The sequence below is a fragment of the Duganella rhizosphaerae genome (assembly GCF_040364205.1).
Taxonomy (GTDB): Bacteria; Pseudomonadota; Gammaproteobacteria; order Burkholderiales; family Burkholderiaceae_D; genus Rugamonas; species Rugamonas rhizosphaerae.
On sequence record NZ_BPWK01000001.1, the window covers coordinates 547014 to 568241 of the forward strand.

At 66.6% G+C, this 21228-nt stretch carries 19 protein-coding genes; 3 read left to right on the forward strand and 16 right to left on the reverse strand.

Annotated features, from left to right (window positions below):
• Nucleotides 1–34: 34 nt before the first annotated feature.
• From RUGAMON1_RS02450 to RUGAMON1_RS02490, 9 genes are read right to left on the reverse strand one after another with little or no spacing between them, the layout of a single operon-like run.
• A complete protein-coding gene (locus tag RUGAMON1_RS02450; RefSeq protein WP_445228988.1) occupies nt 35–1567 on the reverse strand; it encodes a cryptochrome/photolyase family protein in 1533 nt (510 codons plus the stop codon).
• Entirely contained in the window at nt 1564–1986 is a 423-nt protein-coding gene (locus tag RUGAMON1_RS02455) for a nuclear transport factor 2 family protein (RefSeq protein ID WP_445228989.1), read from the reverse strand. The genes RUGAMON1_RS02450 and RUGAMON1_RS02455 overlap by 4 nt, the downstream gene beginning before the upstream one ends.
• Entirely contained in the window at nt 1983–2762 is a 780-nt protein-coding gene (locus RUGAMON1_RS02460) for an SDR family NAD(P)-dependent oxidoreductase (protein WP_445228990.1), read from the reverse strand. The genes RUGAMON1_RS02455 and RUGAMON1_RS02460 overlap by 4 nt, the downstream gene beginning before the upstream one ends.
• Nucleotides 2750–3283, reverse strand: a complete 534-nt coding sequence (locus RUGAMON1_RS02465; RefSeq protein WP_445228991.1) for a DUF3833 domain-containing protein — start codon at nt 3281–3283, stop codon at nt 2750–2752. Before RUGAMON1_RS02465 ends, RUGAMON1_RS02460 begins: the two co-directional genes overlap by 13 nt.
• Nucleotides 3280–4593 carry an MFS transporter gene (locus tag RUGAMON1_RS02470; RefSeq protein ID WP_445228992.1) on the reverse strand — a complete coding sequence of 438 codons (1314 nt, stop codon included), beginning with the start codon at nt 4591–4593 and terminating at the stop codon, nt 3280–3282. The genes RUGAMON1_RS02465 and RUGAMON1_RS02470 overlap by 4 nt, the downstream gene beginning before the upstream one ends.
• On the reverse strand, nt 4590–5156 hold the full coding sequence (locus tag RUGAMON1_RS02475; protein WP_445228993.1) for a chalcone isomerase family protein: 567 nt from the start codon (nt 5154–5156) through the stop codon (nt 4590–4592). The genes RUGAMON1_RS02470 and RUGAMON1_RS02475 overlap by 4 nt, the downstream gene beginning before the upstream one ends.
• On the reverse strand, nt 5125–6330 hold the full coding sequence (locus RUGAMON1_RS02480) for a class I SAM-dependent methyltransferase (RefSeq protein WP_445228994.1): 1206 nt from the start codon (nt 6328–6330) through the stop codon (nt 5125–5127). Before RUGAMON1_RS02480 ends, RUGAMON1_RS02475 begins: the two co-directional genes overlap by 32 nt.
• Nucleotides 6327–7097 (reverse strand): DUF1365 domain-containing protein, encoded by a 771-nt coding sequence (locus RUGAMON1_RS02485; protein ID WP_445228995.1) that lies wholly within the window; start codon nt 7095–7097, stop codon nt 6327–6329. The genes RUGAMON1_RS02480 and RUGAMON1_RS02485 overlap by 4 nt, the downstream gene beginning before the upstream one ends.
• Complete coding sequence (locus tag RUGAMON1_RS02490; protein ID WP_445228996.1) at nt 7094–8377, reverse strand: NAD(P)/FAD-dependent oxidoreductase; 1284 nt, start codon at nt 8375–8377, stop codon at nt 7094–7096. The genes RUGAMON1_RS02485 and RUGAMON1_RS02490 overlap by 4 nt, the downstream gene beginning before the upstream one ends.
• A gap of 97 nt (nt 8378–8474) precedes the next feature.
• On the opposite strand from RUGAMON1_RS02490, the gene RUGAMON1_RS02495 reads away from it, so the two are divergent.
• Entirely contained in the window at nt 8475–9080 is a 606-nt protein-coding gene (locus RUGAMON1_RS02495; protein ID WP_445228997.1) for a TetR/AcrR family transcriptional regulator, read from the forward strand.
• A gap of 4 nt (nt 9081–9084) precedes the next feature.
• Here RUGAMON1_RS02495 and RUGAMON1_RS02500 read toward each other — a convergent pair whose 3' ends face one another.
• Nucleotides 9085–9741 (reverse strand): PEP-CTERM sorting domain-containing protein, encoded by a 657-nt coding sequence (locus RUGAMON1_RS02500; RefSeq protein WP_445228998.1) that lies wholly within the window; start codon nt 9739–9741, stop codon nt 9085–9087.
• 82 nt (nt 9742–9823) lie between these two features.
• On the opposite strand from RUGAMON1_RS02500, the gene RUGAMON1_RS02505 reads away from it, so the two are divergent.
• Nucleotides 9824–10366 carry an NADPH-dependent FMN reductase gene (locus RUGAMON1_RS02505; protein WP_445228999.1) on the forward strand — a complete coding sequence of 181 codons (543 nt, stop codon included), beginning with the start codon at nt 9824–9826 and terminating at the stop codon, nt 10364–10366.
• Here RUGAMON1_RS02505 and RUGAMON1_RS02510 read toward each other — a convergent pair.
• Genes RUGAMON1_RS02510 through vioA form a run of 6 tightly spaced genes read right to left on the reverse strand, consistent with a single transcriptional unit; the run spans nt 10323 to nt 18850 of the window.
• Nucleotides 10323–11504 (reverse strand): MFS transporter, encoded by a 1182-nt coding sequence (locus tag RUGAMON1_RS02510; protein WP_445229000.1) that lies wholly within the window; start codon nt 11502–11504, stop codon nt 10323–10325. The two genes, RUGAMON1_RS02505 and RUGAMON1_RS02510, sit on opposite strands and share 44 nt — an antisense overlap.
• A gap of 24 nt (nt 11505–11528) precedes the next feature.
• Nucleotides 11529–12098 (reverse strand): violacein biosynthesis enzyme VioE, encoded by a 570-nt coding sequence (gene vioE / locus RUGAMON1_RS02515; protein WP_445229001.1) that lies wholly within the window; start codon nt 12096–12098, stop codon nt 11529–11531.
• Nucleotides 12099–12107: 9 nt separating this feature from the next.
• Nucleotides 12108–13226 carry a flavin-dependent violacein biosynthesis monooxygenase VioD gene (gene vioD, locus RUGAMON1_RS02520; RefSeq protein ID WP_445229002.1) on the reverse strand — a complete coding sequence of 373 codons (1119 nt, stop codon included), beginning with the start codon at nt 13224–13226 and terminating at the stop codon, nt 12108–12110.
• Nucleotides 13226–14515 (reverse strand): NADP-dependent violacein biosynthesis oxygenase VioC, encoded by a 1290-nt coding sequence (gene vioC / locus RUGAMON1_RS02525; protein WP_445229003.1) that lies wholly within the window; start codon nt 14513–14515, stop codon nt 13226–13228. Before vioC ends, vioD begins: the two co-directional genes overlap by 1 nt.
• 1 nt (nt 14516) lies before the next feature.
• Nucleotides 14517–17546: an iminophenyl-pyruvate dimer synthase VioB gene (gene vioB / locus RUGAMON1_RS02530; RefSeq protein ID WP_445229004.1), complete on the reverse strand. Its 3030-nt coding sequence runs from the start codon at nt 17544–17546 to the stop codon at nt 14517–14519.
• Nucleotides 17543–18850, reverse strand: coding sequence for a flavin-dependent violacein biosynthesis tryptophan-2 monooxygenase VioA (gene vioA, locus RUGAMON1_RS02535; RefSeq protein WP_445229005.1), 1308 nt, complete (start codon nt 18848–18850; stop codon nt 17543–17545). The genes vioB and vioA overlap by 4 nt, the downstream gene beginning before the upstream one ends.
• Before the next feature lie 385 nt (nt 18851–19235).
• On the opposite strand from vioA, the gene RUGAMON1_RS02540 reads away from it, so the two are divergent.
• A complete protein-coding gene (locus RUGAMON1_RS02540) occupies nt 19236–21227 on the forward strand; it encodes a TonB-dependent receptor plug domain-containing protein (RefSeq protein WP_445229006.1) in 1992 nt (663 codons plus the stop codon).
• Nucleotide 21228: the final 1 nt, after the last annotated feature.

Here is a 21228-nt window from a genome sequence, read left to right on the forward strand (position 1 = left end):
AGGCCGTATCGGGAGCGTGGGACGCTACCGTAAGTTACAAATCGGCCAGCCGCGCGCGGGTGTCGGCGGCTTGTTCCTGCAGCGCTTGCCTGTCGGCGCCGTCCATGCGGTGCAACTGACGGTAGACCATGCCGAGGCGATGGTTGCCGCCCAGTCGTTGCTCGTTGCGGGCAAAAAAATCCCAATACAGCGCGTTGTAGGGGCAGGCGCGCTCGCCGATGCGCAGCTTCTTCTGGTAGTGACAGCCTTTGCAGTAGTCGCTCATGCGGTCGATGTAGGCGGCGCTGGAAACGTAGGGTTTGGTGGCCAGTTGGCCGCCGTCGGCATACTGGCTCATGCCCAGTGTGTTGGGCAGTTCCACCCATTCGAAGGCGTCGATGTAGATGCCCAGGTACCACTGATGCAGTTCCTGCGGCGACAACCCCGCCAGCAAGGCGAAGTTCCCGATGACCATCAGGCGATTGATGTGATGGCTGTGCGCGTGCTGCAGCGACTGGCCGATCGCCGTCGCCAGGCAGCGCATCCGGGTGTTGCCGCTCCAGAACCAGTGCGGCAAGACTGTCGTATGGCCGAAGGCGTTGAGCTGGTCGTAGCCGGGCATGCGGTGCCAGTAGACGCCGCGCACGTATTCGCGCCAGCCGAGGATTTGCCGGATATAGCCTTCGGCCGATTCCAGCGGCACGGCGCCGTCGCGCCATGCGGCCTCGACCCGCTCGACCACCGTGAGCGGATCGAGCATCTTGGTGTTCAGCGCGAACGACAGCAGGGAGTGGAACAGCCGCCAGGCGCGCAGGCTCATCGCGTCCTGGTAGCGGCCGAAATGCGGCAGGGCGTCGCGCACGAACTGGTCCAGCTGGTGCAGCGCTTCTTCCCGGTTGAGCGGCCATGCGAAGTCGTCGGCCTGCGGCTCGCCGAAGCTGCGCACGCCGGCTGCCTGGATGGTTTGCCACAAGGCGCCATGGTCGTGCCGGCCGCGCGGATCGGCGGGCTCCCACGGCAGGCCCGGCCAGGCCTCGCGGTTGTCGTGGTCGAAATTCCACTGGCCGCCTGCCGGGGCGCCGTTCCCGGTCATCAGCACGCCGTGCCGCTTGCGCATGTGGCGGTAGAACGGCTCCATCACCCAGGCGGCGCGGGCGTTGAAGAATTGCGCGGCCTCGTGGCGGCCGGCGTAGAAGTGTTCGCTGTCGTCCATGCTGGCGGGGATGGACAGGCCGGCGGCGTAGTCGGCCAGCTGCCGGTCCAGCCGCCATTCGTCCGGCGCCTGCCAGGCGAAGGCGTCCGCCTCGTAGTGCGCCAGCAGGTAGTCAAGGTTGGCGGGCAATGACTGGCGGTTGTCCGGATCGTCGATCGACAGATAGTGGACGCAGTGTCCGGCCGCGCGCAGCCGGCGCGCCAGGTCGCGCATGGCGGCAAAGATGGCGATGATCTTTTGCGCGTGATGCAGCACGTAGTCGGTTTCCTGGCGTACTTCCATCAGCACGAAGACCACGTCCGGCGACGGCTGCGCGAACCAGCTGTGGCGGCAGTTGAGCTGGTCGCCCAGGATCAGTTTAAGCGTCGTGCTCATGGCATGGGAACGCGGAAGCGGCCGCGCAGCCAGCGTATCGGCGCGCCGACCAGCGGCAGCTTTTGCAGCAGCTCTTCGGCCGCGTCCCAGTAGTCGCGGTGCGAGATGACCAGGCCGGCCTGGTTGAAGCGCAGGTGGCTGCCGCCTTCGATCCGGTAAGGCACACCGCGCAGGCTGAACACGAATAGCCAGGTGACGAAGGCCTGGTCGCCCTGCGCCATGCGTTCGCCGATGATGAAGCGCGGCTGTTCGGTATGGGTGAACATGTGGCGGAAGATCGCTTCGATCGCGGCGATGCCGCGCACGTCGTTGAACGGGTCGCGGAACTGCGCGTCGGCTGCGTAAAATTTTCCGGCTTGGGGCACCGTGTCGGGCGTCAGCGCGGCGTACCAGGCCAGCAGTGGTTCGGGATCGGTCATTGCGGCACCAGCAAGTGAGTGATTACGGCAAAACGCCAGCGGTAGGGCAGCCAGCGCAACAACTTTACCAGCCGCGTGAAACGCTTGGGGAAGTGGATTTCGAAGTCGCCGGCGGTCAGGCCGCGGCAGATCGCCGTGGCCGCCGCTTGCGGCGTCTGCAAGGCCGGCATGGGGAAGGCGTTCTGCGCGGTCAGCGGGGTTTGCACGAAGCCCGGATTGATCAGGTAGACGTTCAGCCCGCGCGGGCGCAGGTCGGTGTACAGCAGTTCCGCCAGGTTGATCAGCGCCGCCTTACTGGGGCCGTAGACGCTGGCGTTGGGCAGGCCGACGTAGCCGGCCACGCTGGCGACGATGGCGACGCCGCCGCTGCCGCGCGCCAGCATGTCCGGCAGCACCGTGGCCAGCCCGGTGTAGACGCTGCCCAGGTTCACCGCCAGCGTGTGGGCCGCGCCGGCGGCGCTGACCTCCCAGCTGCGTTCCGGATGGTAGGCCGCGGCGCAGAATACGATCAGGTCGACGCCGCCCGCTTGCGCGCAGATATCATGGTAGCGCGCGCTCCAAGCATCGTGGTCGAGGATGTCGAACGGCGCCACGATGGCTTGCGCATGGCCGGCGGCCACCGCCTGCAGCAGGTCGGCGCGGCGCGCCGAGAGCGCCACCCGCGCGCCGGCCCGCAGCAGCTCGCCGGCCAGCGCGGCGCCGATGCCGCTGGAGGCACCGACCAGCCAGACTCGCTGGCCGGCCCAGGCCGCGATCGGCCGGTTCAGGGCGCGCATGCGCGTCTCCGGAACATCAGCGTCACTTGCCCCAGCTCGATCCCGAACTTGCCCATGCTGGCGCGGTTGATCATGGTGCAGTCGTCGATCAGGAACATCCAGTCGTCGAAGCGCATGTCGTAGCTGCGGCCGTCCACCGGCAGCCGCAGCGTGTACTGCCAGTGCAGCGCGTTGCCGGCCACTTCGCCCAGCGCCTCTCCTTCGACGTCGTCGGCGCGGCCGTGCCAGACGCCGTCGGCCGCGCGCGTCAGGCGCCAGACGCGGCGCTGGCTGCTGCCGTCGTCGTAGCGGAACTGTTCGTCGAGCGTCAGCGTGCCGTCCTTGCTGGTGCCGGTGATGACGACGTGGAAGCGCTTGACCACGTCGCCGCCGCGCTTCTGGAACATGCCCCAGGCGTCGGTGGTGCCGGTGAAGTAGGCCGGCAGGTCGAGCGCCGGCTGCAGCGCCTTGTATTGCTGGACGTCGGGGCCGGCGCAGCCGGCAAGCAGGGCCAGCAACAGGCCGGTGAGCAGGGTTTTCATGGTGTACTCCGGTAGCGGTAGGCGGGCACGGACGTTGGCGGAGCGCGCCACAGCGCCGCCATTGCCAGCAGTTTCAGTAAGCAGGGCAGGGCGGCATACACCAGCGCCAGCGCGGCGCCGCCGCTGGTGCTGGCCATGCCGGGACGGTAGCCGAGCGCGGCCAGCAGCGGCAACGCCAGGCCGGACAGGGCCAGCGCCAGCTTGCCCAGCAGCGTCAGCACGCCGTAGTAGGCGCCGGCCGCCTCGTCGGGCGCGAGCGTTTCGGCCAGCAGCACCGGCGGCATGGCCAGGTCGGCGCCGAGCGCCGCGCCGGCGGCGACGCACACCGCAAAGTAGGGCAGCACGTCGCCGGCGCCCAGCAGTCCGGCGCCGGCAAAGCTGGCGATGGACAGCGCCATGCCCAGCCGCCAGCACGGCAGCACGCCGATGCGGCGCGCCAGCGCGGTCCACAGCGGCAGGCCGCAGGCGGCGGCGATGAAATAGCATCCCAGGAAGGCGCCGGCCAGCGGCGCCGCCCGCAACTGGTCGCCGATGAAGAACAGCGCCAGCGTCGCCGGCAGCGAGACCGAGCAGGCGTTCAGGAAATACGGCGCCAGCAGGCGCCGGAAGCGGCTGTTCGACGCCATGCGGCGCAGCGTGGCGCGCCAGTCGCCGGCCGGCTGGACAACGGATGGCCAGGCCGGCGCCAGCTTCAGCAGCGCCAGCAAGGCGGCCAGCAGCAGCGCCGCGAACGCCAGGCTGTAGAGTCCCATGCGGGCCGGGATGGCGTCGGCGGCGCCGCTCATGATGGTGGCGGGGATCACGCTGGCGATGACCATGCCCGCCAGTCCCGCGCCTTCGCGCCAAGCGGCCGCCGGCAGCCGGGCGCCGCCGGCTTGCGCGGCGTGGCCCGGCAGGCGCGCGCCCCACGTCAGGTAGGCGATGTTGAGCATGCTGTGGGCGCTGTAGGCCAGCACCAGCATGGCGCCCAGCCACAGCGTCGCGGACACGCCCGCGCCCGGCGGCGCCCACAGGCCGGCGAAGGCCAGCGCGAGCACCACACCGCCGGCGGCCAGCCAGCGCCTGATGCCGCCGCGCAGGCCGTCGATCAGATGGCCCTGCAGCGGATCCTGCAGCGTGTCGAGCAGTCGAGCCGCGAACAGCACCCAGCCCAGCTCGGCCAGCGCGACGCCGCGCAGCACGCTGTAGTAGGCCGCCACCTGCAGGTACACAGGCAGCGCGGCCATCGCCAACGGCAGGCCCAGCAGGCCATACGCGGCCAGCCGCCACCAGCGCGGCTGGCTGTCCGGCGGCGTGGTCGCGGTCCTCACTGCGGCGCTCCCATCAGTTTGCGGCGCAGGTCCTGGTCGCGCGTGTCGCGGTCGAGCCAGATGCCGAAGAAGGCGCGCGCCAGTCCGACGTCGTCGATGTCGGCCAGCAGCTGCTGTTGGTTGTAGAGGCGCATGCCGTGACCGGGAAGATAGACGCCGATCAGTTCGTCGCCGGACGCGACGTCGGTGAAGGCGTGCTCCAGCGCGCGCTCCCATTGCTGCAAGGTGGCCGCGTCCAGGCCGGCGCCGCGCAGGCGCCGCATTTCATCCAGGCTGGTCTGCACCAGGCGCTGGCGGCTGATGCTGCGGTAGTAGCGCAGTTGCAGCGCAAACGCCGCCTGCGGCTGGAACGGCCGCTGCTGCGCCCACAGCGTGGCGTGATAGATGCGGAAGCCCAGCCAGCTCAGGTCGCCGTCGCCCAGCCTTTCGGCCTGCGGCAACGCGTCCTGCCAGCTGGCGGCGCGACACAGGCTGCTCAGCAGCAGGCCGCCGATCGCCAGCCAATGCCGGACCCGAAGCCGGCGGGCCGGCTCAGGATTTTTGCAGCAGGAATTGGACGACATCGGTTCTTCCCTCGTCAAAGGCCGCTTCGCAGTAGGCGAAGTACATATGCCAGATGCGCATGAAATGCTGGTCGTAGCCCAGGCCGGCGATTTGCGCGTGGGCGGTGTTGCACTGGGCGTTCCAGCGGCGCAGTGTTTCGGCGTAGTCGGGGCCGAAGGCGTGGCGCTGCAAGGGACGCAGGCCGGCGCGCGCGGCGTGCTGCTCGAAGCGTTCTACGCTGGGCAGCATGCCGCCGGGGAAAATGTACTGCTGGATGAAATCGGTGCTGCTGCGATAGCGCGGGAAGAATTGCTCGCCGATGGTGATCGACTGGATCAGCGCCTGGCCGCCGGGCTTCAGGCGCGCCGCGACCGTCTTGAAATACTGTTGCCAGTATTGTTCGCCCACCGCCTCGAACATCTCGATCGACACCACGGCGTCGTATTCGCCGTCGAGGTCGCGGTAGTCGCACAAGGCCAGCTGCACCCGGTCCTGCAGGTTCAGCGCCTGCGCGCGGCGCTGCGCGATCTCCAGCTGCGACGGCGAGATCGTCACGCCGTGCACATGGATGCCTTGCTGCGCCGCGTGTTCCGCGAAACCGCCCCAGCCGCAGCCGATCTCCAGCACGCGCTGGCCGGGGCGCAACTGCAGCGTGTCGATGATGCGCTGGTACTTGCGCTGCTGCGCGGCCTGCAGCGACAGGCTGTGGTCGCCGTCGAACAGGGCGCTGGAATAGGTCCAGCTGGGATCGAGCCACAGCCGGTAGAAATCGTTGCCGATGTCGTAGTGGGCGTGGATGTTGCGCGCGCTGCCGCTGCGGGTGTTGGGCCGCAGCCAATGGCGCAGGCGGTACCAGCAGCGCGCCAGCGCGCCACCGAACAGCATGCGGTCCAGCGACGCCTCGTTGCGCAGCGCCAGCCGCAGCAGCGCGGTCAGGTCGGGCGTGTCGACCCAGCCGGCGGCATAGGCTTCGGCAAAGCCGATGTCGCCGGCGCGCAGGATGCGCTGGCAGGCGCGCCAGTCGTGCACCGTCAGCGTGGCGCCGATGGGCGAATGGGCGTCGCCGAACACCATGCGGGTGTTGCACGGCGTGACCAGTTCCAGGTGGCCCAGACGAATATTGTTGAGCAGCGTGAGAAACCATCGGGCGCCGACTGGCGCCGACGGCAGTTGGGTCGACAAGGTGCGGTTCATCGGGAGGTCTCCTGGTGCACGGTGGTGTGGTGTGACGTGGTTGGGGCGGGCGGCTTGCCGAACACCGGTACGCGCTTCAGCCACAGCCTGAGCGCCTGCCAGTGGATGCGGGCGACGATGCCTATCCCCAGCAATGGGTAGCGCAGCAGCGCGGCGGCCAGCGAGCCGTCGGTCATCGGCACCGGGCGGCCGCTGAGCGCGGTCTTCAGCAACAGGCCGTGGTCGTCGTGATAGTCCAGTCCGGTGCAGTGGCTGGCGCCGTTCAGCCGGAAGCGGAAACGATAGTGTCCCTGCACCGCGCAAAACGGCGACACGTGCAGTTGCTTGGTGGCCGAGCAGGTGCCGTCGGCGCCGATGCGCAGCAGATAGCGGTGGCTTTCGCCGAAGGTGTTGTTGACCTCGGCCAGCACGGCGCACAGCCGGCCGTCGGCGGCGTGGCAATGCCAGAAGCTGACGGGATTGAACGCATAGCCGGCCACGCGCGGGAAGGTCTGCAGCCAGATCTCGCCGTCGGCGTCGATGGCGTGCTCGCGCAGCAGCGCGCGCATCCACAGTTCCAGGCTGGAGCCGTCGCGCGGGCCGTAGTCGCGGCGGCGGATCGACAGCGGCCGCCAGCGGTCGACGCCGAACCAGCTTGAATTGCAGGCGTCCAGCCGGGCCAGGTTGAGGCGCACATACAGCACCGGATAGACGAAGCGGTGGCGCGCCGGGCGCAGGCGCGCGTGCATCACCTGGCCGTGCACCAGCTGGTGGGCGGGCTGCTTCATGGCAGCGTGGCCCACGCCGGCGCCACGTCGAATGCGGCGGCGATGCGCAACGCCGATTTCAGGCCGTCCTCGTGGAAGCCGTAGCCGGTCCAGGCGCCCGCGTACCAGACGCCGCCGTTGCCCTGGATCTGCGCCAGTTGCTGCTGCGCCCTGATCGTGGACTGGTCCATGATCGGGTGCGCGTAGTCGAATTTGGCCAGGATGGTGTCGGCCGCCGGCAAGGCGTGCGGGTTGAGCGTGACCATCAACGGGGTCTTGAACGGCAGCGCCTGCAGCTGATTCAGCCAGTAGCTGACACACACCGGACGTTGGCCGGCGGACTGCGATCCGGCCAGGTAATTCCAGGCCGCCCATACCTTGCGCCGGCGCGGCATCAGGCTGGCGTCGGTGTGCAGGTAGGCGGTGTTGGGCTGGTAGCGGACGCCGCCGAGGATGGCGCGTTCGGTCTCGCTGGCGTCCAGCAGCAGCGCCAGCGTGGTCGGCGCGTGGGTGGCGCACACCACGGCGTCGAAGGTCTCGGCGCCGGCGGCGCTACGGACGATCAGCTCGCCGGCCGCGCCGCGCAGCACCGACTGCACCGGCGTGCGCAGCCGGCAGTCCGGCAGGGTGGCGGCGATCTTCTCGACGTAATGGCGGGCGCCGCCGGCCACGGTGCGCCACTGCGGCCGGTCGTTGATTTGCAGCAGCGCGTGGTTGAGGCAAAAGCGCAGGAAGGTCGCGGCGGGGAAATTCAGGATATCGTTCGGCGAACTGGACCAGATGGCGGCGGCCATCGGCAGCAGGTAGGCGTCGCGGAAGCTGGCGCCGTAACCCTGTTGTTTCAGCAGCTGTCCCAAGCTCAGGCCGGCCTGGGTCGACTGTTGCAGCAGGCGCCGCGCATTGCGGTTGAAGTGCAGGATATCCCACAGCATGCGCAGGAACGACGGCGAGCCCAGGTTGGCGCGCTGCGCGAACACGGTGGCTAGGCTGGTGCCGGCCCATTCCAGCTTGCCCTGGTCCATGGACACGGCGAAGGACATGTCGCTGCCGATGCTGGCCACGCCCAGCTCGTCGAACAAGGCCACCAGGTTGGGGTAGGTGTGCTCGTTGTAGACCAGGAAGCCGGTGTCGACGCCGTGGCTGCGGCCTTCGAGCGTGACGTCGACGGTATTGGTGTGGCCGCCCAGATAGTGGCCCGCTTCAAACAGCACGACATCATGCTTTCGGCTGAGAAAATAGGCGCTGGCCAGGCCGGAGATGCCGGAGCCGATGACGGCGATGCGTTTGCGTGTTGGATTCATGTGCTGTTGTTGGTTATTCTGGCCGCGGTTCTACCGGCGTGCTAATATTACTACTACCAAACAACAAAAGCTACTGATTAGTAGCGAAAATTTACCAATGAGTATCCTTCCGAGATTAAGCTTTAAAAATCAAGCGTTTAAGTTGCGCGAGAGTGCGATTCTCGATGCCACGACGGTGGTGTTGAGCCATAAAGGCTACGATTTGATGACGATGGACGATGTCGCCGGCGCGGTGGGCATCTCCAAGCCCAGCCTGTACAAGCACTTCAAGTCCAAGGAAGAGCTGGTCGGCGAGGCGCTGATACGCCTGCTCGACGGCGCGCTCGACTACGTGGCGGCGCTCGATGCCGCGCTGAGTCCGGTGCAGAAATTGTCGGCCTTGCTGGAATGGGCGCTGCGGGTGCGCCTGGATGGCGGCTTGCCGTTCCTGCCGTCCACCAGTCCCCATGTGCGCGACATGTTGATACGCAATGTGAAGTACATGCTGCGCATCATGAAACTGAACCGTCAGCTGGAGGCGCTGGTCAAACAGGCGCAGCAGCAGGGGCAGCTGAGCAGCGAACTGCCCACCGACGTCATCCTGTACAGCTATTACGCCCGCACCTGCGATCCGGCGGTGGAGTATCTGCAGAAGTACAGCAAGATGGCGCCCGACGATATCGTGCGCCACATGCTGCAGGTGTCGTTTGACGGTTTCCGCTGAGTAGTCAGGCGCGGCGGCGGCGCGCGATCGCGCCGAGCAACAACAAGCCGCCGGCGAGCATCGCGTACGACGACGGTTCCGGCACGGCGCTTACCGAGAACTTGATGTTGTCGATGCCGACGTTGTAGGCGCTGTCATGCCACTGGATGCTCAGGCCGCTGGCCGACGAGACGTTCGGCACCAGGGTGGTGGCCGAGTTATTGGTCGGGATAATGCCGTCAAAACTGAACAACACGCCGCCGCCGATCGCCGACACCGTCACCGAAGTGGTGTGCGCGCCGCCATAGGTGCCGAGGTCGAAGCGCGACAGGCTCACCATCTGGCCGGCTTGCTGCGGCAGCAGATCGATGCGGGCGGCCGAATGGGCGTCGCTCGAGCCGGCCCACAGCACGCCGTACAGGGTGTTGTAGCCGGTGCTCCACCAATTGAGTGTGCCGTGGCCGGTGTAGGGCGCGGAGTATTGCACATCGACCACGCCGGCCACGTCGCCGTAATCCTGCCCGATGCTGCCATTGCCGTTGGAGCAATCCTGGTGCGCGCCGTAGCCGCTGCCGTTGGCGGTGCAAATTTTCGGGGCGTCGAAGTCGAGCGTGTAGTTGCCTGCGTGCGCGCTGCCGGCGAACGCCAGCGCGGCGCCCAGGACCAGAGATGCTGTTTTCATGTCGCTTGCCTTTCGGAATAGTGTCAGAAATAAAACATGTACTATACAATAAGTGTCATTTCGACACCACATAAAGGGAAACATGAAAGTCTTAGCATTCGCAGCAAGCAATAGCAGCAAGTCGATCAACAAGAAACTGGCGATCTACGCCGCGAGCCTGCTGGAAGACGCCGAGGTCGAGCTGCTGGATTTAAACGATTATGAAATGCCGCTGTTCAGCATCGACCGCGAAGCGGCGTCCGGCCACCCTGAACTGGCCAAGGCCTTCCTGCAAAAAATCGCTGCGTGCGACGCCATGATTATTTCGTTTGCCGAACACAACGGCTCGTACAGCGCGGCGTTTAAAAACCTGTTCGACTGGTGCTCGCGGATAGAGCCCAAGGTGTTCCAGAACAAGCCGCAGGTCTTCCTGTCCACCTCGCCGGGCGCCCGCGGCGGCGCCTCCGTGCTGGCCGCCGCGACCGGCTCCGCGCCGTTCTTCGGCGGCCACGTCAAGGCCAGCCTCGCCATCCCTAGTTTTCATGACAACTTCGATCTGGAGCGAGGCGTGCTCAAGCATGAGGAACTCAATGCCCAGCTGGTCAAAGCTGTGGGGTTGCTGAAGGAACTCGCGCCGGTGCTGTAGTCCGTTGCCCGACATAGGGCAGCAGGCTGAGCAGCGCAAGCACGGCCAGCGCCACGCCCACCCATAACGGCGAGCGCATGCCGTGGCCGGCGGCGATCCCCAGCCCGCCGATCCACGATCCCGCGCCCAGGCCGATGTTGATGACCGAGGTGTGGATGGTGTTGACCAAGGGCCCGGGATGCGCGGTGCGCATCACCCGCGCGATGATGGCGGGATTCATGGACATGCCGACCAGGCCGGTCACCACCAGCAAGGCGATGCTGATCGTCTGGTCGTGCGCAAAGACTGCGAACAGCGCCAGGCTGATGCTCAGGATCAGCATGCCGCCGACCATGATCGGTATCGTGTACTGGTCCGCAAACCGCCCCACCACGCCGTTGCCCACCACGTTGGCGACGCCGTAGACCCCCAGCAGCCACGGGATCGACGAGGGCGGAAAGCCGCTGACCTCGGTCAGGATGGGCGCGAAGTAGCTGAAGGCGGCGAAGATCGCACCGATGATGAGGCCGCTGCTGGCATAGGCGGTCCACAGATGGGGATTCCTGAACTCCTTCAGTTCGCTGCCCAGGCTGACCGCCTGGGACGGCCTGGAGCGCGGCATCAGCAGCGTGACCAGCACCATGCACAGCACCGTCAGCAGCACCACCAGCCAGAAGCTGGCGCGCCAGCCCAGATGCTGGTCGATCAGCGTGGCCATCGGCACGCCGACCACCGAGGCCAGCATCAGGCCGCCGATCACGACGGCGGCGGCGCGTCCGCGCGCGTGCACGCCGACCAGGTCGGCACAGATGGCCAGCGAGACGCCGAAGCAGGCCGAGGCGGCCACGCCGGTGGCCAGCCGCGCGCAGGCCATGACGTCGTAGCTGGTGGCCGAGGCGGCGATCGATTGGGCGATCACGTACAGGCTCAGCAGCCCGAGCAAGCCATCTTTTTTGGTGATGCGCAGCTTGAGCATGCCGACCGTGATCAGCGGCCCGCCGACCACCATGCCGATGGCGTAGAGCGAGATCAGGTAGCCGATCCGCGTCACCGGCTCACCCAGCGCCAGCGCCAGCGACGGCATCATGCCCGCCACCATGAATTCGGACGTGGTCAACGAGAAGATCGTCAAGCCGAGTATATAGACAAGCAAGGGCATACAGGTTTCCTTCGAGAGTAAAAGCTAGGACTGGGCGGGGATGAAAATGCTGTCCGCGATGTCGGCGGTTGAAAAGTTCGGGAAGTCGCGCACCGACAGATGCTGCGGGTCGTTGCCGGTGACCATGCGCAGCAGCTGGTTGCCGCCGGCCTGCAGGTAGAACACCGAGCGCGCCTTGCCCGGCCGCTCGACGACCCAGGCGTCGGCCGGCTGGCCCAGCACCGAATGACTGCCGTCATGCAGCGCTTCGCCGTCGCGCAGGATGGCCTGCGGCAGGAACAGTTCACGGAACGGCGCCACCTCGTCCGGCAGCGCCGTTTCGCGCAGTTGCTCGCCATGCCTGGCATACGCCACCTTTTGCTTGCGGCTGCGCTCGCGCCCGGCGTCGCCGATTTCCGACATCCACAGACGGTGCCCGGTTTCCCGTTCCGACCAGGGGTTGAACAGGCCGTCGATGCGGCAGATATTGCGGGCGTAGTCGAACCAGCAATAGCCGGAGGTGACTTCGTCCTCGTCCCGCATCGGCGACCAGTAGGAGATGTAGGCGCTGCTCCATTGCAGCGGCAGCAGCGGCGGGGTGGCGTAGTTCGGCATGGCGGCTCCCTATCGACCCAGCGCGTAGCCGAGCGTGGCCATCAACGCGTCCTGCAACGGCGGCAAGTCCTTGCGGCGGTTGTCGAAGCTGATGGTCAGTTCGGCGTTGCTCAGTCCGATGCGGTCGCTGACGGTCTCGAACCAGCGGCGGCTGCTGTCGGCGTGGTCCTTGAACAGCCGCACCAGCGGCACCGCGCGGGCGTTGAAGTTGGCCAGCGCGGCCGCGGTGTCGGCCTCGGCGCCCAGGGTTTTCGCCAGCAGCAGGGCGACCGTCACCGCCATCGTGGTGCCGTGGCCGATCGAGAAGTGGCCGGACTGCAGCGCATCGCCGATCAGCACGAACTTGCCGTCGCTGGCCTGTTCGCGGCTGAGCGTCATGAAGTTGCGCCAGCCCTGGCCCGGTTGGCTGATCAGGTCGTGGTCGCCCAGTTCGGCCTGGAAGGTCTGGGCCAGATAGGCGGCGACCTCGCTGTCGCTGCGATGCTCCAGCCCGGCGCGCACATAGCTCTGCTCGCTGCACTCGACGATGAAGGTGCTCATCGTGTCCGAGTACTTGTAGGCGTGGCCCATGAAGATGCCTTGCTCGTTGCTGCGGAATACCAGGTTCATCTGGTCGAACAGCTGGGTGGTGCCGTACCAGATGTATTTGTTGCGGCCGAACTCGACCTGCGCCGCCAGCGCCTGCGGCAACTCCAGCGATTTGTGGTTGACGCCGTTGGACACCACCACTAGGTCGTACTCGGCCTCCAGCGCTTCCTTGCTGGCCAGCGGCGTTTCGTACTGGATGGTGATGCCGGCCGCCACGCACCTGGCGCGCAGCGCCTGCACCAGCGCCTGGCGGCCGACGCCGCACAGCGTGATGCCGGTGCTCATCAGGTTGGGCTGGTCGTGGTGCACCAGCTTGAACTCTTCCAGGTACTGCGGGTTGAGCAGTTCCGGCTGCTCCAGGTAGGACAACGGATTGGCCGGATGGCGCGGCGGCCGTCCCGGCAGCACCACGCCCCAGCCCAGCACTTCTTCCTGGGTGTTCTTTTCCGCGATGCGGATGTCCCAGCCGGGCTGGGCTTGCTTCATCTGACTGGCAAAGATCAGTCCTGCCGGTCCGGCGCCGATAACGAGAATCTTCATTAATTTACCCTTCCAAGTTTGTACCAAACGTTTTGCTTCTTCTGGATTTGTTGCAACTCATCGTAGGGAACCGATGTGAAGTACAGTTTCTCCGCCATGTCGGGCGGATAAACACGGGGGAATTTCTTGTGCATGTAGCGGGTGTACCGGGTCTGCAGGAAGAAAATCAGATTCGGGTTGCTCAGCGCCTCGTAGTTGGCGATCGCCATGTCCTGCATGGCGTCGGCCTGCACCTTGCGCTGGCGGGTGAACTCGGCCAGCACCTGGTTCATCGCATCGGGCTGGCGGTCGAGCAGGGTGGCGAACACGTACACGTCCTCCAGCGCCATGTTCATGCCCTGGCCGAGGAAGGGCGCGGTGGCGTGCGCCGAGTCGCCGATCAGCAGCACGTTGCCCTTGTAGTGGAAGGTGTTGGAGCGAACATTGATGAGGTCGTTGCTGGGCAGGGCGATGAACTGGTCCAGCAACTCCTGGCGGCTGGTCGGCGGCAGGCTGCCGAAGTAGCGGCTGAAGAAGTCGGCCATGGCTTCGCGGTTGAGCGTGGCCAGGCTGGGCGTGCCGGTGTAGGGCAGGCAGATGGCGAAGCTGATGCTGCCGTCCGGGATGGTGGCGGCGCGGCCGGCGAACAGGCCCTTGGAATCCATGCCGAAGAAGTACAGCAGGTCCTTGCGGAAGCCCAGGCCTGCGGCGTTCGGCAGCACCAGGGTCTTGTAGCCGTGGCGGAAGAAGGTCTGCTTGAACTCGAAGCGCCGCATGCCGCTTTGCATGGCGCGCCGCACCGCCGAGTGGGCGCCGTCGGCGCCGATGATCAGGTCGCCTCGCAGATGCTGCAGCGCGCCGTTGCTGTCCTGGATCAGCACGGATTTCCGGTCGAGGTCGACGTCCAGGCATTTATGCTCGAAGTAGTATTTGACCTCGTGCCTGACGGCGTGCCGGTTCAGCAGCCGCTGGAAGGCGGTGCGGTCCAGCGACAGCGGGAACAGGCCTTCGAGCGGAGTCAGCTCGCGCACCTTGAAGTCGCCGCGCACGGAGAACGCCATGCCGACCACGGGCTCGCCGCACTGGTCCAGCTCCTGCTTGCTGACGCCGGCCCCCAGCACCGCCTTGATGCCGCGCACGGTCATGCTGACGCCGATCGCGCGCGAGCCGATCGGATCGGCGCTGGCCGCGTTGGGGCCGAGTGGATCGCTGCGTTTTTCGATGACGTGGACGTCGTGCCCCCGCCGCGCCATATAGATGGCGGCCAGGCTGCCCGCCAGGCCGCCGCCGACGATGATGATCTTGTACATTTCAGGCCTCTCTAGACATCTTTCCCCGAGATAAATCGGTTAATTGCTGATTAAAAAATTCCAACATTTCGATCTGCGCCAGGCCGACCACGCCGGCCTCCAGGCAGCGGCCGTACTGGGCCAGCGCCAGGCATTGCTGCGCCAGCTGTTCGCAGCCCAGGCTGTAGTCGGCGCTGACGGCGGCGCCCGGCGGCTCCGGCACCGGCGGCCCGGCGTTGCGGCCGGGCAGGCCGGACGGCATGTTCATCAGCGCGGCCGACAGCGGCCGCAGCAAGCCGGTCATGATGTCGATGGCGGCGTTCATCAGGCGCGAACGGCGCAGGCTGCCCAGCGGCTGTTGCGCGAAATGGTGGGCCATCAGCCCGAAGGTCAGCGCGTAGCAGCCCTGGTACAGCTGCATCAGCGAACGGGCCTTGGGGTCGGTCACCACGGTGCAGTCGGCGCGCGCCGCCAGCACCGGGTTTTTCAGCGACGGCACGGCCGGTTCGAACGGTTTCTCGCGGGACGAGAAGCGCCCGCCCAGCGCGCGCAGCCGGTGGAAGTGCGAGACGTCGAAATGCGGCGACTCGACCGCCACGCCTTCGCCCTGCTCGGTGACGAAGTCGATCGCGAACAGCGCTCTGGCGCGGTCGCCCACTTCCAGCTGGTAGCCGGGATAGGCGCGGTTGGTCAACTCCTTCAGGAACAGGTGGTGCTCGCCGCCGCGCTTGCCGCCGTTGGTTTCAAACAGCTCGGGCAGCTCGGCCAGCGCCTGGCGGATGGCGCGATAGAAGGTGGCGATCGACTTGCCCGGCGTGGGCAGGTAGTCGGGCCATTCGAAGCGCACGAACCTGGCCAGCACGTGCTCGGAAAACGGTTCGAATGCAAATTCCGTGTCCAGGCCGAAGCGCTCCCGCGCCTGCTGGCCCAGCAGCGGGACGCCGGCGTAGAACGGTTCTCCCAGCGCCATCAGCACGTTGTTGATCAGCAGATAGTGGATCATCTCTTCGTGGGCGATCTCCAGCAGTGCGCCGCGCGCGCCGCTGTTGCGGCGCCGGTCGGCGTCGCCGCAGGCGAGCTCCAGCTCGTCCGCCTGCCAGCGGCCGGCTTGCACCAGCTGCTGGCCCTGCTCGTAGTTGGGGATGCTGTAGGCGGCGTACAGGTATTGCATCATCAGCGACAGTTCCAGGTCGATCGCCTTTTTCAGCTCATCGATCAACGCCGGCTTGCTGCCGATGAACTGCGGCGGGGCTTCCTGCGGCGCGGCGGTCCTGGCGGCGGCTTCGACCTGGGTCAGGTATTTCAGGAACAGCCTGGATTTCGGCAGCGACAGTTCGCGCGTGCTCGGCATGTAGTAGCTCTTGTCGCGGTTCTGCGGATCGCACATCTGCCACATCAGGCGCGAATAGGTCTCGCACTTGCACTGGTCTGCCAGGCTGAACACCTTGTCCGCCATGAAGGGATAGACCAGCTCGTAGTAGCTCATCACATGGCGGTAGAGGAAGGCGTAGTCGACCTGTTCGGCCGGCACGTCGTCCAGGTGCCAGTCGTCGGGCAGCACGCGGGCGCCCAGGTGCTGGGCCTGCGGTCCTTCGCCCAGCACGATGCGGGTGACGCCGGATGTGCGGCCGGTGACGGTCAGCTCGGCGTAGCCGGGCCCGCGTGCCGAGGCTTGCAGTTCCAGCGCCAGCAGTTCGCCATGCCCGGCTTGCTCTGCCTCTTGTACGGCCAGCGCCGGATGCGCCTTCAGCTCGCCGCGGTAACGGCTTTGCACGGTGATCGTCTGCGGGAAGTCCTGTTGCCGTTGCCGGTTGGGTGCTTCCAGGTACAGCTGGTTGCTGTCGGACTGGTGCACCCAATCGGCTTCGTCCCACTGCGCCTGCGCGCTGCCCAGGCTGAGCGAGCCGGTGGCCGCGCCGCCGTGCAGCAGCGCCACGTCCACCACGCCGTGATGGCGCCAGTGATCCAGGTACAGCTGCTCGGGGATGCGGGCCAGCAGCACGCCGTCGGCGCCGTGCAGCAGCAGGTCGCCCAGCGCCGCCTTGCCGCCCAGCGCGTGCGTCGGATGTTGCTCGGACACGGGGCCGGCCGCGCGGGTGGTGAACGGAATCGCGGTCGGCATATTGAGCGAGACCCGCTCGCCGTCCACTTTCACCAGCACCGGTCCCAGGCTGGCCTGGCGCGGCAGCAGCAGGCGGCCGGCCGGATACGTGGCCAGCTCGTCCCGGCGCCACAGGCCGATGCTGCCGGCCAGGTCGTAGAACACCGGCGAGTCCGGCTTCTGCGGCGTCGACATATTGAACAGGGCGTACTGGATCGTCAGCCCCAGCACGTCGTCGCCGGCCAGCGCCTGTTGCAGGGCGCGCATGCTGGCCGGCAGCGGCGTGTCCGGATTGAACAGGAAATGCGGATCCTGCTTCGCCACCGAAAACTGGAACAGCCGCGAGCGGCCGAACTCCTCGTCCAGGAAATGCCCGCTGCGCTCAGTGATATGGCCGCCGCCCAGCCAGCGCACCGAATGCGCCTGCGCGATGTCGGCGCTGAACAGGGCCGGCGTGTTGGGCGTGGCCTGTTTGCCGCTGAGCGTGAACTGGCCGGCGTAGATCAGCGTGGTGTCCGGCCGGGCGGGGTTGTTGTCGACCCACCTGGCGCGGTTGAAGGTGGTGCGCAGATAGTCGTTGTAGTGGCCCCATAAGGCCAGCCTGGCGCCGACCAGCGCGTCCTCGGTGTCGACCTCCCCATGCCGCAGCTGGACGCCGGTGATCCTGGCGTTTTCCCACGAAAAGTGGTTGTTGCCGCAGGCGTTGTAGCCGGCCGCCTGGCTGAACACGCCTTCCGGATCCGGCTTGCCGGCGGCGTTGAAGCGGGGCGCGAGCTGCTTCAGGTGCTGGTGGAAGTCGGACGGCGGACGCTCCAGGTCGAACGGCTCGCCGGCCATCGATATGGTGTTGGTGGCGAGATCGATGTGGCCGTGCGTGTTGCGATTGGCGGTCGGCACGTTGGCGCGGGCGAAACCCCGGAAATGAAAGCGCGGGAAATCCAGCAGACTCATACGTCCTCAGCGGTGGAGGTGGCGAAGGCCTGGGCGTCGTTGGCTGCGTCGGGCAGTTGGCCCAGCCGGTCGAGCAGCAGCTGGCTGGCGTGGCGGGCGCTGATCAGGCTGCCCTCCATCCAGCCGCAATGCGAGGTATAGGCATCCGAGCAGGCGATGATGCCGTCCTGGTGCAGCAGGGCGGCCGGATGCTCGGCGTCGGTGTCCATGCAAAACTCGACGCCGTGCGGCCAGTGCTTGTAGAAATGCCCCTTGATCGGCGGCAGCGGCTGGCCGTTGAGCGGCAGCACTTCTTCCAGGTGGCGGCGGACATGTTCCAGGTAGACGTCCTCGCCTTGTGTCAGGCAGTCCCGCCAATAAATCGCGCTTTGGCTGTCGGTGTAGAACAGCAGGTATTTGTCGCCCTTGAAGTAGATTTTCCGCAGCGGGTTCTCGGCCATCAGCACTTTGTCGGTCAGTCCCAGCGCTTGCCACCAGGCGTCGTCGAAGGTCAGGAAGCCTTTGAACAAGGGCAGCGAATCGTACTGGAACGGACTCCAGCCGGAGCGCAGGTCCAGGTTCAGGCGCGCCATGGCGGTGGGCGGGACGGCCATGACCAGGTGGCGCGTCCGGTGCACCCGCCGTTCGCCCATGTGGTTGAAGGCGAGCACGTGGTCAGCGCCGGATTTTTCAACCGACAGCAGGCGGTGGCCCAGCTCGAACTGCACGCCGCCGGCCTGCGCCTGGCCCTGCAGCTGGTTCAGCAGCTCGGCGTAGCCGTCGGTGGCATAGCGCCACTGGTTGGCGGCGTTCTCGGTGATGCTTTGCGTCTCGGGATGTTTCTTGATGATGTCGTAGGCCATGGCCGGCGAGACGATGGGCAGCAGCAGGGCGTCGTAGCCGGTGGCCTTGATGATGCGGGTGGCCTCGGCGGCGCCCAGGTAGTGGCTGAGGAACTGCAGGAACGAGTCCTGCGGATGCTCTTTCACCATCGGTCTCAGGCTCAGCAGGGTGGACTTCAGTTGCTCCTGCACGCGATCGTGGAACACCGCCTCGGTGAACGGATAGACCGCGTGCGGCAGCTCGCTGCCCTGCATCAGTTGCTGGAAGTTCGGATGCAGCTGCGGCGAATAGCGGGCGGCGCCGAGCTCGGCGATTTCCTCGCCGTCGATTTTGCGCGACTGGATGCGCCCGCCCACCGCGGCATTCAGATCGAACACCCGTATGCGCAGATGCTTGCTGATGGCGGCGCCGATCAAGCGGGTGGCGCAAGTCAATCCTCCGATGCCTGCGCCGATGATGCAAATGTCAGAATAATTGGTCATCCAGAATTCCCTTTTGGTGAATCCCGAGCCACTAACCCAAATGTCCCCCCGCGTGCTGGTATGGCGGGAGGTGCAGCGTGCCGCCCCTTTTGAGGGCATTACTGGCGTGGTTCAAGAGTGATGTCGATTTGGCGAAGTCACTTGCATGTCCCTAGTTGCTTATTATTAAATATTGCGCAAACAATATCGTAGGCAATCGCCGGGCGGCTTGATAAATGTCAAGCCGAGTTCGCCTGACGCGAAATGGCGGGAAGTCGGCGCGGGCGCGCCCGGGTTGTTGCGGAAACACCAGCGCATGATGGTCATCGGCAGCGCCGACTGTACAAGCGCGCCTCAACCTGCCAACATGTTTTAATAGAGCAATTATTCGGGCGGTGAGTAGCATATGGCAACGATGAAGCAACGGCGGCGGGCGCCGCTCCACCTCCCCCTACTGTGCGGTTGGCTCGCGCTCAGTCCGTGCGCCGATGCGCAAGACCTGACCGCGTTGCCGCTGGAACAACTGATGTCGCTGGAGGTGTACAGCGCGTCGAAGTTCGTCCAGCGCGCCAGCGAGGCGCCGTCCAGCGTCACCGTGATCACCGCCGCCGATATCCGCGCCTACGGCTGGCGCACGCTGGCCGACGTGCTGCGCAGCGTGCGCGGCGTCTACGCCAGCTACGACCGCAACTACACCTATGTCGGCGCGCGCGGCTTCCTGCGGCCGGGCGACTACAACACCCGCTTCCTGTTGCAGATCGACGGCAACCGCATCAACGACGTGGTGTTCGATTCGGGGCCGATGGGCGGGGAATTCCCGCTCGACCTGGAACTGGTCGAGCGCATCGAATACGTGCCCGGACCCGGTTCGTCGGTGTACGGCGCCAACGCCTTCTTCGGCGTGATCAACGTCATCACGCGCCGTCCGCGCGACCTGGACGGCAGCACGCTGGCCCTGTCCGGCGGCCAGGACGGCGCCCGCCGCGCCCTGGGCAGCCAGGCCTGGACCGACCGCTTCGGCACCGACTGGCTGCTCGCCGCCAGCCGCTACAAGACCGATGGCCGCGACCTGTTCTACGCCGCCTACGCGCAGGACGGCGTCAGCGACGGCGTGGCGCGCGGCCTCGACTACGACAGCGGCCATCGCCTGTTCGCCAAGGCCATCCACGGCGACTTTACCGCCACCCTGATCCACGCGGAGCGCGACAAGGGCGTGCCGACCGCCTCGTACAGCCAGCGCTTCAACGATCCCCGCTCGCACACGGTCGACACCCAAAACTATGCCGACCTGAGCTACCGCACCATGCTGTCGCCGCAGCTCGAACTGAGTGCCCGCGCCTACTGGGCCGAGTACGGCTCGCTGGGCTACTACGTCGGCGACGACGCCAACGGCGTCCTCAATCGCGACGTCTTCGCCAGCCGCTGGTGCGGCGCGGAGCTGACGCTGCTGGCCAATATCGGCGACCACAAGCTGCTGGCGGGCCTGTCCTACGAGGACGACTATCGCCAGCGCATGCTCAACTTCGACGCCGATCCGTACGCGCTGTACCTGAACGAAAACCACGACGGCAACCGCTACGGCCTGTACCTGCAGGACCAGCTGGCGCTGACGCCGGCGCTGCTGCTGAACGCAGGCCTGCGCTACGACCGCCACGTCGCCACCGGCGGCGTATTCAGCCCGCGCCTGGCGCTGGTGCAGCAGTGGGACGAGGCCACCACGCTCAAGGCCATGTACGGCAATGCCTACCGCGCGCCCAACAGCTACGAGCGGTATTACAGCGCGCCCGGCGACGGCGGCCAGCTGGCCAATCCGGCGCTGGGCCGCGAACGCATCGCCAGCGCCGAGCTGGCGATGGTGCGCCAGCTGCCCGGCAACCGCCGCCTGACGGTATCGGTGTTCCGCAACGTGGTGTCGGCGCTGATCACGCAGGTCGACCAGGGCGGCTTGCCGATCTTTGTCAACGCCGGCCGCGCCGTGGCGCGCGGGGTGGAGTTCGAGTACGAGCAAAACTGGAGCAACGCGGCGCGCCTGAAGGCCAGTTACAGCTGGCAGCGCACGCGCCAGGACGGCGCCGACGGCGAGGGCGGCAACGTCAACACGCCCAGCCAGCTGGTCAAGCTGAACCTGACCTTGCCGCTGCAAGGCGCCTGGCGCGCCGGCGCCGAAGCCCAGTACGTGGGCCGGCGCGCCATGATCCAGGGCGGCAGCACCGGCGCCGCGCTGGTGGCCAACCTGAACCTGTATTCGCACCGGCTGACGCGCCACGCCGACTTGGCGCTGACCGCCTACAACCTGTTCAACCGCCGCTATGCCGATCCCGCCTCGGTCGAGCACCTGCAGGACGCGATCGAGCAGGACGGCCGGCGGCTGCAACTGAAACTGACGATGGACTATTGAG